Below are 12,323 nucleotides of genomic sequence, written 5' to 3'. Positions count from 1 at the left end.
TACCGGGCAGAGCAATGGATATTAGTAAGAATTTTTTTGAGCTGTTTGCCCTGCCGGTTTCCTTCCAAATCGATCCGATTAAGTTGTCTGAGCGATATTTAGATCTGCAAAAGACGCTGCATCCGGATCGGCATGCCCATCTATCTGATCGAGAGCGACGCCTGTCTGAGCAATATACGGCTTATTTGAACGAAGCTGTGACAACGCTCAAGACACCTTTGCCTCGCGCACAGTATCTTCTTAAGTTACACGGGTTTGATACCGCGAGTGAAAGCTCGGTGGCGATAGATCCTGTGTTCTTGATGCAGCAGATGGAGCTGCGTGAGCAGTTGGAAGAGATCCCGGATCAGGCTGATCCGTTCGAGGCGCTCGATGAGTTGTCCGAAGAAGTTGAGGCAATGCTAGCGCGACTGCGTATAGAGTTTGAAGAACGCTATATCGCACAGGCCTATGAGCCCGCGGTGGCATTGGTGAGAAAAATGCAGTTTTTAGAGAAGTTGGCGCTCGAAGTTGAAAACCTCGAAGACCGACTGGATGACTGAGCAAACGATTTATGGCGCTGTTACAGATCGCAGAACCCGGCCAGAGTGCCGCTCCCCATCAGCATAAATTAGCTGTGGGTATAGACTTGGGTACCACTAACTCACTGGTTGCAACCGTGAAAAGTGGTGAAGCTGTTACGCTGCCTGATGCTGATGGTCAGCATATTTTACCGTCGGTTGTGCGCTATCTGGATTGCGGACGTCAGGAAGTGGGTTCAGCGGCACGTGAAAAAGCCTCATTCGACCCCTATAACACCATTGTATCCGTTAAACGTTTGATGGGGCGTGGCGTAGAAGATGTGCGTGCATTGGGTGCGGAAGCTCCTTATCGCTTTGTCGCGGGCGACAATAGCATGCCGTTTATCTCTACGGTGGCTGGGCAGAAAAGCCCGGTACAGGTGTCTGCGGATATTCTGAGTGTACTGACACAGAGAGCTGAAGATTCTCTGGGCGGAGAAATCGTTGGTGCTGTTATAACTGTACCAGCGTATTTCGACGAGGCTCAGCGTCAGGCGACTAAAGATGCTGCAACTTTGGCGAATATAAAGGTGCTGCGACTGTTAAATGAGCCGACGGCTGCTGCCGTTGCCTATGGTTTGGATGAATCCGCAGAAGGCGTTATTGCGGTGTATGACCTGGGTGGCGGTACCTTCGATATCTCCATACTGAGATTGAATAAAGGTGTCTTCGAGGTGTTGGCGACCGGTGGAGACAGTGCGCTGGGTGGGGATGATTTCGATTTGGCGCTTGCGACTTGGATTGCCGAGGAGCAGGGGCTGGAAGTCGATACGCTTGATACCGGGTTGGCGCGTTACCTCACAGAAAAGGCCCGAGAGGTTAAAGAAGGATTAACGGATGCAGATTCCGTTAATGCGCAGCTGGATTACGCTGACCTGAAAGGGAGCGTTGCTGTTAGTCGTGCTCAGTTTGATGCGTTAATTGAAAAACTGGTCGCGCGTACTTTGCGTGCTTGTAAACGCACCCTGAAAGACTCTGGCATCAATGCAGACGAGGTGAAGGATGTTGTTATGGTGGGAGGCTCCACTCGAGTACCGCTGGTGCGAGAAAGAGTATCGGGTTTCTTTAGCCGTGAGTTACATATCGATATCGATCCAGACCGCGTTGTCGCGGTAGGTGCTGCGATACAGGCTGATGTATTGGCCGGTAATAAGCCAGACAGTGATATGTTGCTGTTGGATGTAATACCACTCTCATTGGGTTTGGAGATGATGGGTGGGTTGGTTGAGAAGGTTGTGCATAGGAATACAGCCATTCCGGTGGGGCGGGCTCAGGAGTTTACGACCTACCAGGATGGTCAAACGGCGATGGCGATTCATGTTCTGCAAGGTGAGCGTGAGCTGGTTGAGGATTGTCGTTCGTTAGCGCGGTTTGTACTGCGTGGCATACCGCCAATGGCTGCGGGTGCGGCAAAGATTAGAGTGACATTTCAGGTGGATGCGGATGGTCTGCTGAATGTGGCGGCAAAAGAGTTATCCACAGGAGTGGAAAGCAGTATTCAGGTTAAACCATCCTACGGTTTGAGCGACGGCGAGATTGCGCAAATGCTGCAGGACTCCTATAGCCTGGCCGAAGGTGATTTGAACCGGCGTCGATTGCGCGAGCAGCAAGTTGAGGCTGATCGCTTGTTGGTTGCGCTGGAGCAGGCGATTGAAGCAGATGGCGATCAGTTGCTGACTCAGGATGAACGTGAGATGTTGCTGGGTGAGATGTCGCAGCTTATTGCGCTACGTAATGGTGATGATGCGGATGCGATCGAGAAAGGTATCGTTGTCCTATCAAATGAAAGTGATTTCTTTGCATCGCGTCGTATGGATCATGGGATCCAGAAAGCCCTCCAGGGGCATACGATCGATGAGATTGAGGAGAAGAAGTAATGCCGCAGATTATTTTTCTGCCCCACGAAGAGCTGTGCCCGGACGGTCAGGTTATAGATGTTGAGCCGGGTATTACTGTATGTGATGCAGCGCTGCAGCATGGGATTGAGATTGAGCACGCTTGTGAAAAGTCTTGTGCGTGTACAACGTGTCATGTGATTGTACGTGAAGGCTTTGAGTCGATGGAAGAGTCTGATGAGCTGGAAGATGACATGTTGGATAAAGCATGGGGTCTGGAGCCAGAATCGCGGTTGAGCTGTCAGGCTGTTGTGGCGGATGAGGATCTGGTAGTAGAGATTCCCAAGTACACAATCAATCAGGTGTCTGAACGGCACTAAGCGGGAGTGGCTATGAGTCTTAAATGGGTAGATGTGATCGATATTGCGATAGAGCTATGCGAGCAATATCCCGATCAGGATCCGCTGACTATCAGCTTTCCGGATCTTTATGAAAAAGTGATGGGTTTGGATGAATTTGATGACGACCCCAATCGCTGCGGAGAAAAGATTCTGGAAGCCATACAGGCAGCCTGGATCGAAGAGCAGGATTAATGAAAAGGCCCGGAATGTTCCGGGCCTTTTTTACATTGCGTGGCGCTGTTCACTGCAATGAACCTCGCGTATAATTGCGCGTTTAATTTTTGGTATGTCCTTAATACTTTCGGGGATTTAGAAATAATGGCAATCGAACGTACACTGTCCATCATCAAGCCGGACGCAGTTGCAAAAAACGTAATTGGTCAGATCGTAGCTCGCTTTGAAGCGGCGGATCTGAAAGTTGTAGATATGCAGATGAAGCAGCTGTCTCAGGCAGACGCTGAAGGCTTCTACGCTGAGCACAAAGAACGTCCTTTCTTCGCTGATCTGGTTGCGTTCATGACTTCTGGTCCTGTTGTTGTACAGGTTCTGGAAGGTGAAAACGCTATTGCTCAGAACCGTGATCTGATGGGTGCAACTAACCCTCAGGAAGCGGCTGAAGGCACTATCCGTCGTGACTTCGCTGAGTCTATCGACGCGAACGCAGTACACGGTTCCGACTCTGCTACTTCTGCAGAGCGCGAAATCGCATACTTCTTCGGCAAGTAATTGCTGACAGACCGCTCCCTTCGCGGGGCGGTCATTGCTTTACACATAACTGAGTTGAGTTCTATGACTGAATCCACCACTAAGGTAAATCTGCTGGGTATGTCTCCGGCCAAGCTGGAAGCATTCTTTGATGAGATTGGCGAAAAACGTTTTCGTGCCACCCAAGTGCTGAAATGGATTCATCAGCTTGGCGCAACCAGCTTTGATGAGATGACCAATATCTCCAAAGCCTTGCGTGAAAAACTTAGTAAGATCGCAGAGATTCGAGATCCGGAAGTGGTGCTCGAAAATGTCTCCAAAGACGGTACTCGTAAGTGGGTTATCCGTACTGATGGCGGCTCCTGCGTTGAAGCTGTGCTAATTCCTGAAAATGGCCGGGCGACACTGTGTGTGTCTTCTCAGATAGGCTGTGCTTTGGATTGCAGTTTCTGCTCTACCGGTAAACAGGGCTTTAACCGAAACCTGTCTGCTGCTGAAATTATTGGTCAGGTTCGTATTGCCATCCGCTCTTTTGGTCCGTTTGATCCTTCCGGAGATCGTCGTGTCACTAATGTGGTATTGATGGGTATGGGCGAACCGTTGATGAATTTTGACAATGTCGTTGATGCAATCCATCTGATGATGGAAGACAACGCATATTGCTTATCTAAACGTCGCGTGACCTTGTCCACGGCGGGTGTTGTGCCTGCGATCGACAAGCTCGGTGAAGTGACAGATGTTTCTCTGGCGGTGTCTTTGCACGCGCCAAATGACGAATTGCGCGATCAGCTGGTGCCAATTAATAAGCGTTATCCAATTAACGAACTTATTGATGCATGTAATCGTTACTTAAGTGGTTTGAACGATAAACGTGTCGCGACGGTTGAATATACGCTGATCGCGGGTGTAAACGATCAGCCGGAACACGCACGCCAGTTGGTGAAGGTGTTGCGCCGACTGCCTTCCAAATTAAACTTGATTCCATTTAACCCGTTTCCTAATTCAGGATATGAGCGTCCAAGTGATAGTGCCATTCTGGCGTTCAAACAGGTTATGTTGAACGGTGGTGTACTGACAACGGTGCGTAAGACACGGGGCGATGATGTTGATGCCGCGTGCGGGCAGTTGGTAGGGCAGGTTGCTGACCGTACCCGCCGTAGTCAAAAATATATTCCTGTGATACAAGAGGTTTCTCCGCAGGAGATAAGCAAGCCTTAATAGGAGCCTTTGGGTGAACGGTTTACGTCTAACACTGATTCTGACGCTGATACTGCTGAGTGGGTGCAGTAGCGATAATGTGCGTCGTGGTGGAGATGGAGCCGATGCCGCGAATGCAGCCTATAACCGTCTCGGTATCGAGTACTTGCAGGCAGGCGATCTGCAAGGGGCAAAAAAATCCTTCCAAAAGTCTCTTGCGTTAATTCCATCCGATGCTGAGGCTTTTAACGGTTTGGCGTTGGTCTTCCAGTTGGAAGGCGAAGCCGCATTAGCAGAAGAATATTTCCGTAAGGCGACCGATCAAGCGCCGCAATCAGCAATGATTCGCAATAATTTTGGTGCATTTTTATACGCTGCGGGACGATACGAAGAGGCTTGTGAGGAATTGGCGCAGGCGACTCAGGATCCGTTTTATAATCGGCGCGCACAAGCTTTTGAAAACCTCGCACGTTGCTACAACAATCTCAATAATTCTGCTGCCGCCAAACATGCCTTCGAGCGTGCGCTGCAAATTAGCCCTTCACGTGTAATTTCTATGATTGAGTTAGCGAGCATTGAGCTTGATCAAGGGCGGTTAAATGAGGCCGAGTCGTACTTCGAACGCTTCAATGGATTGGTAGAACGTCGTCGTGTCGCGCATTATGCTAAGAGCCTTTGGGTAGGAATCCAAATAGCCCGCGAGCGTGGGCAAGCGTCGCAAGCCGCAATCTATGCATTGCTATTGAAGAATCTTTTTCCGGATTCTGCAGAGTACAAGCTGTATGAGGAGTCAGCACGGTGAGTAGCCAGACACAGCTAGATAAGGAAGAAACGGTAGAAGAAATTTTCCCAGGAGCGGAATTTGCTGCTGCGCGTGAGGCGAAAGGGCAAGATGTAGAGGAAGTGGCGTCTACACTGAACTTTTCCTCCAGTCATTTGGTCGCAATCGAAGAAGGACGCCTCAGTGATTTGCCAAATCGAGTATTTGCTCTGGGTTATCTTAGGGCGTATGCGCGACATCTGGGGCTCGATGAGCAGCAGGCGGTTGCTGATTATGAGCGTTTCACAGGTAGCACCCCGAAGGCAGGTGTTAAGCCTCTCAAGAGTATAGGTGGCGGTTTGGAAGAGCCGCAACGTAAAGGCGGAGGTGCAAAGTGGGTTTTGTCTATTGTTGTGCTGCTAGGGGCCGCAGGTGCTGTGAATTGGTGGGTGAATCAGCGGCCTGTAACCGCAGATGTACCTGCTGTTACAACATTTAATATTGAGTCTGAGCCTGATTCTGCAGCGTCGCCCGTTGAGGTAGTGGCTACTATTTCCACTGAACAGGAAAAAGAGATTGTCAGCCAGCCTGTAGAGGTTTCTGAACTCGCTAGCGATTCTGAACTCAATCATGTTTCAGCCATACCTGAGACGGTTGCTGTCGAGCCGTCGGTATCTAGCGAGATGGATGTAGCTGTAGCCCCTATTGTCAGCTCAAGTCTTGGTGGGGATGAGCCCGCGCAGGTTGTAAATGGGGGCGACAGTTCAGTGGAGGCTGTATCCAATACGGAGGCAGTTGCTGAGGATGTTGTTGCCACGGCGGATGTGCAGGAAGTCCCGGTTGTTGATAAACCTGCTTCGGTTGTTGAAGGTGAAGGGCATCTAAAGATCAGCTTTGATGCCGACTGCTGGGTTGAGGTGCGTGATAGTTCAGGGAAGTTACTGGTTGCGAGTGTGCGCGGTGCTGCCCGTGGGGTAGATGTTCGGGGGGCCGCGCCGATGAAAGTGACACTTGGAGCGTTGTCTTCGGTGGATAGTCTGACCTTTAATAACCAGGCCGTAGAGCTGACACAGCGTGGGCGCGGCAACATCTTGCGCATGACGTTGCCTGTTGTTGAATAAATATTTGTAAATAGTTTTAGGATTTTAGAGTTGGCCAAAGTAAAAGCCATTCGTGGAATGAACGATATATTGCCAGAGCAGACACCTGTTTGGCAGTATCTGGAAAATACCGTTAAAGCGGTACTCAGTGAATATGGATACAACGAAGTTCGTATGCCAATCGTTGAGCAGACTGAGCTTTTTAAACGCTCGATCGGTGAAGTGACCGACATCGTTGAGAAAGAGATGTACACCTTTGAGGATCGCAACGGCGAAAGCCTGACCCTGCGTCCGGAAGGTACTGCGAGCTGCGTACGTTTGGGCGAAGAGCATGGTTTATTGTTCAACCAGACACAGCGTTTGTGGTACACGGGTCCGATGTTTCGCTATGAGAAACCTCAGAAAGGGCGTTACCGTCAGTTCCATCAGATCGGTGTTGAAACCTTTGGTATGGCGTCTGCGGATATCGACGCTGAGGTGATCATGTTAAGTGCCCGGCTATGGAAAAAGCTGGGCCTTCTCGATGCCGTAACGCTGCAGCTGAACTCTCTGGGTTCCAATGAGGCGCGTGCAGAATACCGTGCTGCGTTGGTGGAGTATCTGGAAGCGCGTAAGGATCAGCTGGATGAGGATAGTTTACGTCGCCTGGAATCGAACCCACTGCGTATTCTAGACAGCAAAGACTCAAGCACTCAGGCATTGCTCGATGATGCTCCCGTGTTGAGTGATTATCTGGACGACGATTCCCGGGCCCATTTTTCTGATTTGCGTGAAATGTTAGACGCAGCAGGGGTGAAGTATGAAATTAACCCTCGTTTGGTACGTGGCCTGGATTATTACTGCAAGACAGTTTTTGAATGGGTAACCGATAAACTGGGGGCTCAGGGAACGGTTTGTGCAGGTGGTCGTTATGATGGTCTGGTTAAGCAATTAGGTGGTCGTCCTACACCGGCGGTTGGCTTTGCCATGGGTGTAGAGCGTCTTATTCTGTTGCTGGAAACGCTAGATGTGATCCCAGAGGGTGTGCGTCAGCCATTTGATCTATATCTCGCCGCTGAACATAAAGGTCTGCAGAATCAGGTAATCTCACTGGCTGAGCACTTGAGAGATGCTGTGCCGGGGCTGCGGGTACGTGTACACTGTGCCGGGTTAAAGAATATTGGGGCAAAAGCCCGTCAAACCGGAGCACCTTTGATCGCTTTGGTTAAACAGGCGGATGAAGGGTTGGTCGCAACCCTGTGGCAGGGTGAAGAGCCCCGTTTTGATATCGCACAGGCTGACCTCGATACGGTCATTAAAGCCGTTTGGAATGCATGACTGATCACGAATAACAGGAGTATAGCGTGTCAGAGATACGTACTGATGAAGAACAGGTCCAGGCACTGTCACAGTGGTGGAAAGAAAACGGCAAATCGCTGATTCTGGGTGTAGGCCTCGCTGTTGCTGCGGTTGTTGGTTGGAAAGGTTGGCAGGATCGTCAGGCGGTTGAAGCGGAGAATGCCTCGATTCTGTATCAGAATATGGTCGAAGCAGTGGTCTCAGGCATTGGGCCTCAAAGCGATGATGCGCAATTAGCGACGGCTAAACATCTGGCATCGCAGCTGAAAGGTGACTACGAGAGCACAGCGTACGCTAAGTTTGCTGCACTTGTTCAGGCGCGCATTGCGGTTGATGCAAAAGAGTATGATCAGGCGTTGGCTGAGTTAGACTGGGTGTTGACCCATAAGCCGACACCTGAAATGCAAGTGGTTGCCTCTATACGTAAAGCCCGCCTGTTGGCGGAAAAGGGAAGTGCTGATGAAGCGCTTTCTTTGCTAGCAGGTCTTAAAGCCGGTGCGTTCCTGGCAAGTGTTGAAGAGCTGAAGGGTGACCTGCTGTTGGCGAAAGGGGATAAAGAGGCCGCTCGTTCCGCTTATCAGAAAGCACAAAGTGCGACAGGGCAAGGTGGTTCACGCCCTTTGTTGACGATCAAACTGGATGACCTTGCCGTAAAGGAACAGTAAATGAAAATGCTTGTACGCGGCGTTGCTGCTACCGCCATGGCGGTGATGATCTCAGGTTGTGGATTTTGGGGTGACTCCGAAGAAGAGATCGCACCAAATTCACTGGTGTCCTTTGAAGCCGAAAAATCGGTAGATGTACTTTGGAGTGCCGATGTTGGTTCTGGTTTAGGTGAAAAATACCACCAGTTCCAGCCTGCGATCTGGGGGGATCGGATTTTCGCCAATGACAGCAATGGACGTGTACAGGCTTTCTCCCGTAAAGACGGTCAGCGTCTTTGGGATACAGAACTTGAACTGCCGGCAAGTGGTGGTGTTGGTGCCGGTTATGGCACTGTTGCACTGGCATCTGAGGTAGGTGAAGTCATTGCATTGAGTGATGTTGATGGCGCTGAACAGTGGCGAGCAAAAGTTAGCACCGAGGTGGTAGCTGCTCCGCAGATAAACTCGGATCTCGTTGTTGCCCAGCTGATTAATGGTCGTTTGGTGGCGTTTGACCGAGTGACGGGTGAGCGCCGCTGGACCTATGACAACCTGGTGCCTCGTTTGACTTTACGAGGGACTAGTTCCCCGGTTGTTACGCAGAATGTAACCCTGGCGGGATTTGCCAGTGGCAAAGTCGTTGCCGTTGATAATGCTAAAGGCCGAGTGGTTTGGGAACGTAAAGCTGCGATTCCTCAGGGGCGTTCTGAACTGGAGCGCATGGTTGATATCGACGGCCGCCCGCTGCTGGCCGATGGTCGTCTGTTTGTCACCAGCTATCAAGGTCGTTTGATTGCGATGGACCCGCGTAAAGCACAGATTTTGTGGTCACAGAATGTATCAAGCTATCGTAGCCTTGCCGCAGGGTTTGGCAATGTTTACGTGAGTGAGGCGAATGATTTTGTGCAGGCGTTTGATCAATCCAGCAGTGCCAGCGTATGGCAGCAGAATGCATTGGAAAATCGCTCAATTACATCCCCAGTTGCTTTGAGCAGCTCGCTTGCAGTCGCCGATGCTGAAGGTTACCTGCATTTCATGTCGCAGGTCGACGGTCACTTTATCGCGCGTTACAAAGTAGACAGTGATGGGGTGCTGGGTGACATGTTGTCATTCGAAAATGTTCTTTATGTTCTGGGTAATAGTGGTCGTTTGGTTGCTCTAAAACTGAAGTAATCAACCCCGTTTAACAATAGGGCGGCTACCAGCTTTGTGCGGGTAGTCGCCGTTTTATTTTTTACCTGCCATTAGCAGGAGAGAGTTCATGCTTCCCGTAATTGCACTTGTGGGCCGACCAAATGTCGGTAAATCTACACTATTTAATCGTCTGACCAAGAGCCGTGATGCGCTTGTGGCTGACCTTCCGGGATTAACCCGTGACCGTAAATACGGTGAAGGACGTGTTGGCGAAAAAGACTACATTGTCGTAGATACAGGCGGTATCACAGGTGATGAAAAAGGCATCGATTACGAGATGGCTCGACAGTCTCTACAAGCCGTTGACGAAGCAGATATCGTTTTGTTCCTGGTTGACGGTCGGGCAGGTCTGAATCCAGATGATGAGCGTTTGGCTGACTATCTGCGCCGTAAAGAGAAAGAATGCTTTCTCGTGGTCAATAAAACAGACGGTATCGACCCGGATGTTGCCATGGGTGATTTCCATGGTTTGGGCTTGGGCGCGCCAACCCCAATTGCCGCTTCTCATGGTCGTGGCGTAACCGCTCTGATTGAATACGTCTTGCAGCTTGTACCTGATGTCGAGGTGGATAAAGCGCTTGCAGATGTGATTGATAAAAGCGTTAAAATTGCCGTAGTTGGTCGACCGAACGTCGGTAAATCTACACTGGTAAACCGGATGTTGGGTGAGGATCGTGTTGTCGTGTTCGACAAGGCGGGTACTACACGTGACAGCGTTTATATTCCGTATGAGCGAGACGGTGATGCCTATACGTTGATTGATACGGCGGGTATCCGCCGTCGTAAAAATATCAAAGAAGCAGTCGAAAAGTTTTCCATTGTTAAAACACTGCAAGCGGTGCGTGATGCAAATGTCGTTGTAGTGGTGATTGATGCGCGTGAAGGTGTGACGGATCAGGATCTCAGCATGCTGAGTTTTGTGATGGATACTGGGCGCTCGCTGGTGATCTCTCTCAACAAATGGGATGGGATGGATTACGAGCAGAAAGAGCGGGTGCGCGAGCAGATCCGTCGCAAGCTGGAGTTTGCCGGTTTTGCACGGATGCACTTTATCTCCGCGCTGCATGGTAGTGGTGTCGGCGATATGTATGGCTCAATTGATGAAGCCTATCAGTGTGCCATGGAGAAATGGTCTACCAGTAAGCTAACGCGTTTACTGGAAGATATGGTGGCCGATCACCAGCCGCCTATGGTCAGTGGGCGTCGTATCAAGTTGCGTTATGCCCATCAGGGGGGCTCGAACCCGCCAATCATTGTTGTGCATGGCAATCAGACAGATTCTTTGCCGGGTTCCTATAAACGTTACCTTGAGAATAAGTTCACTCAGGTGTTGGCGATTAAAGGTACACCGGTGCGTTTCGAGTTTCGTACGGGTGATAACCCGTTCGAGGGTAAACGCAATGTATTGACGCCGCGTCAGGTTGCGAAAAAAGAGCGCCAAGGTCGGCACATTCAGGATCTGAAGAAACAAGCGCGTAAAAAATCACGTAAGAAAAAGTAAGTTATGACGTGTATCAGTCAGCTGCCGATTGGTGTTTTTGATTCTGGTGTGGGTGGGCTGACGGTTCTGAATGCACTTCGTGAAGCTCTGCCCAATGAAAATCTTCTCTACCTGGGGGACACGGCACGTGTTCCCTACGGCACGAAAAGCTCCGCTTCTGTAACACGTTATGCCGATCAGGCTGTTAGAGCGTTGCGGGAGCGAAAGGTCAAATTCGTTGTAATTGCCTGTAATACAGCGTCTGCTGTTGCGGTTGAACCGCTTGCTTGCCAATATCCTGAAATGCCTATTGTAGGGGTGGTAGGTCCGGGGGCGGATGCCAGTTGTGGTGTAAGCCAGACGGGACGGATAGGCGTGATTGCCACAGAAAGCACCGTTAATAATCAGGCTTATCAAAGTGCGATCCTTCAGCGTCGACCTGACGCGACTATTCAGGCACTGGCTTGTTCTCTGTTCGTTGCGTTAGCAGAAGAGGGATGGCACGAGGGAGAGTTGGTGGAGCAAATCGTCTCGCGTTGTCTGCAGCCGATACGTGAAGGTAAGGATGCCGGTATCGATACATTGGTATTGGGGTGTACTCATTTCCCTGTCCTTAAAAGAGCAATATCAAAGGTAATGGGTGAGCACGTTCACTTAGTAGACTCAGCAGAAACGACTGCCCTGGTTGTTAAACGGCTGCTGCGGGATCATGCGTTGGCTAATAGCAGCGCTATTCAGGGGAAGGTATCGTTTCTGGTCACTGATGGTCCCGAGCGTTTTGTTCGTGTTGCTCGTAACTTCTTCAGAGAAACAATAGAGTCAGGCGCCGTCGAGTTGATTGATATACAGCATTTTCAAAAGATTTAATAAATTTGAAGATAAGCGCTTGACTTACAAACTCCACTCTATAGAATACGCCTCCTCGCTTGAGACAACAGCTTCTTCGGACAGCAAACGGATCGCGAGACTGCTGAAATAACCCCTTGATTTACAACGTAAATTAACGGATCATTCCAGCAGGTCGAGTCACCAGCAAGTCTTCAAAAACTTTTGAAAAACTTGCAAATAAACGGTTGACATCGACGCGGCGCACAGTAAAATATGCGCCT

General features: G+C 50.2%; 13 protein-coding genes. All 13 read left to right on the top strand.

The annotated features are described in order from the left end of the window. Positions 1-14 precede the first annotated feature (14 nt). The 13 genes from hscB to murI all read left to right on the top strand — a co-directional run bounded on the left by hscB (position 15) and on the right by murI (position 12,081). Positions 15-542, top strand: coding sequence for a Fe-S protein assembly co-chaperone HscB (gene hscB / locus IOQ59_RS15455; protein WP_193954352.1), 528 nt, complete (start codon positions 15-17; stop codon positions 540-542). Positions 543-553: 11 nt separating this feature from the next. Beyond that, a complete protein-coding gene (gene hscA / locus IOQ59_RS15450) occupies positions 554-2,437 on the top strand; it encodes a Fe-S protein assembly chaperone HscA (protein ID WP_193954351.1) in 1,884 nt (627 codons plus the stop codon). Further along, the gene (gene fdx, locus IOQ59_RS15445) at positions 2,437-2,775 is read left to right on the top strand and encodes an ISC system 2Fe-2S type ferredoxin (protein ID WP_193954350.1); all 339 of its coding nucleotides are present in this window, start codon (positions 2,437-2,439) and stop codon (positions 2,773-2,775) included. The genes hscA and fdx overlap by 1 nt, the downstream gene beginning before the upstream one ends. A gap of 12 nt (positions 2,776-2,787) precedes the next feature. Next, positions 2,788-2,988 carry a Fe-S cluster assembly protein IscX gene (iscX, locus tag IOQ59_RS15440; RefSeq protein WP_193954349.1) on the top strand — a complete coding sequence of 67 codons (201 nt, stop codon included), beginning with the start codon at positions 2,788-2,790 and terminating at the stop codon, positions 2,986-2,988. A gap of 126 nt (positions 2,989-3,114) precedes the next feature. Beyond that, positions 3,115-3,522: a nucleoside-diphosphate kinase gene (ndk, locus tag IOQ59_RS15435; protein WP_193954348.1), complete on the top strand. Its 408-nt coding sequence runs from the start codon at positions 3,115-3,117 to the stop codon at positions 3,520-3,522. 63 nt (positions 3,523-3,585) lie between these two features. Then, positions 3,586-4,719, top strand: a complete 1,134-nt coding sequence (gene rlmN / locus IOQ59_RS15430) for a dual-specificity RNA methyltransferase RlmN (RefSeq protein ID WP_193954347.1) — start codon at positions 3,586-3,588, stop codon at positions 4,717-4,719. 13 nt (positions 4,720-4,732) lie between these two features. After that, positions 4,733-5,500: a type IV pilus biogenesis/stability protein PilW gene (gene pilW, locus IOQ59_RS15425; RefSeq protein WP_193954346.1), complete on the top strand. Its 768-nt coding sequence runs from the start codon at positions 4,733-4,735 to the stop codon at positions 5,498-5,500. After that, on the top strand, positions 5,497-6,579 hold the full coding sequence (locus tag IOQ59_RS21645) for a RodZ domain-containing protein (RefSeq protein ID WP_193954345.1): 1,083 nt from the start codon (positions 5,497-5,499) through the stop codon (positions 6,577-6,579). Before pilW ends, IOQ59_RS21645 begins: the two co-directional genes overlap by 4 nt. A 57-nt stretch (positions 6,580-6,636) precedes the next feature. Beyond that, positions 6,637-7,875 carry a histidine--tRNA ligase gene (gene hisS / locus IOQ59_RS15415; RefSeq protein ID WP_228050948.1) on the top strand — a complete coding sequence of 413 codons (1,239 nt, stop codon included), beginning with the start codon at positions 6,637-6,639 and terminating at the stop codon, positions 7,873-7,875. Between the two features lie 26 nt (positions 7,876-7,901). Continuing rightward, on the top strand, positions 7,902-8,561 hold the full coding sequence (locus IOQ59_RS15410; RefSeq protein WP_371871881.1) for a YfgM family protein: 660 nt from the start codon (positions 7,902-7,904) through the stop codon (positions 8,559-8,561). Beyond that, positions 8,562-9,713: an outer membrane protein assembly factor BamB gene (bamB, locus tag IOQ59_RS15405; RefSeq protein ID WP_193954343.1), complete on the top strand. Its 1,152-nt coding sequence runs from the start codon at positions 8,562-8,564 to the stop codon at positions 9,711-9,713. A gap of 88 nt (positions 9,714-9,801) precedes the next feature. After that, the gene (gene der / locus IOQ59_RS15400; protein WP_193954342.1) at positions 9,802-11,235 is read left to right on the top strand and encodes a ribosome biogenesis GTPase Der; all 1,434 of its coding nucleotides are present in this window, start codon (positions 9,802-9,804) and stop codon (positions 11,233-11,235) included. A 3-nt stretch (positions 11,236-11,238) separates the two neighbouring features. Next, positions 11,239-12,081 (top strand): glutamate racemase, encoded by an 843-nt coding sequence (gene murI / locus IOQ59_RS15395; RefSeq protein WP_193954341.1) that lies wholly within the window; start codon positions 11,239-11,241, stop codon positions 12,079-12,081. Positions 12,082-12,323: the final 242 nt, after the last annotated feature.

It is taken from the genome of Pontibacterium sinense (assembly GCF_015209595.1).
In the GTDB taxonomy this organism is placed as follows: Bacteria; Pseudomonadota; Gammaproteobacteria; order Pseudomonadales; family Balneatricaceae; genus Pontibacterium; species Pontibacterium sinense.
Note: the sequence above shows the minus strand (reverse complement) of the source record. Positions and strands in the feature narration are given on the sequence as shown.

Bases quoted from the DNA above. Each gene is read 5' to 3' on its own strand.
- hscA (WP_193954351.1), top strand. From the start codon at position 554: ATGGCGCTGTTACAGATCGCAGAACCCGGCCAGAGTGCCGCTCCCCAT.
- rlmN (WP_193954347.1), top strand. From the start codon at position 3,586: ATGACTGAATCCACCACTAAGGTAAATCTGCTGGGTATGTCTCCGGCC.
- hisS (WP_228050948.1), top strand. From the start codon at position 6,637: ATGAACGATATATTGCCAGAGCAGACACCTGTTTGGCAGTATCTGGAA.
- iscX (WP_193954349.1), top strand. From the start codon at position 2,788: ATGAGTCTTAAATGGGTAGATGTGATCGATATTGCGATAGAGCTATGC.
- murI (WP_193954341.1), top strand. From the start codon at position 11,239: ATGACGTGTATCAGTCAGCTGCCGATTGGTGTTTTTGATTCTGGTGTG.
- der (WP_193954342.1), top strand. From the start codon at position 9,802: ATGCTTCCCGTAATTGCACTTGTGGGCCGACCAAATGTCGGTAAATCT.
- hscB (WP_193954352.1), top strand. From the start codon at position 15: ATGGATATTAGTAAGAATTTTTTTGAGCTGTTTGCCCTGCCGGTTTCC.
- fdx (WP_193954350.1), top strand. From the start codon at position 2,437: ATGCCGCAGATTATTTTTCTGCCCCACGAAGAGCTGTGCCCGGACGGT.
- ndk (WP_193954348.1), top strand. From the start codon at position 3,115: ATGGCAATCGAACGTACACTGTCCATCATCAAGCCGGACGCAGTTGCA.
- bamB (WP_193954343.1), top strand. From the start codon at position 8,562: ATGAAAATGCTTGTACGCGGCGTTGCTGCTACCGCCATGGCGGTGATG.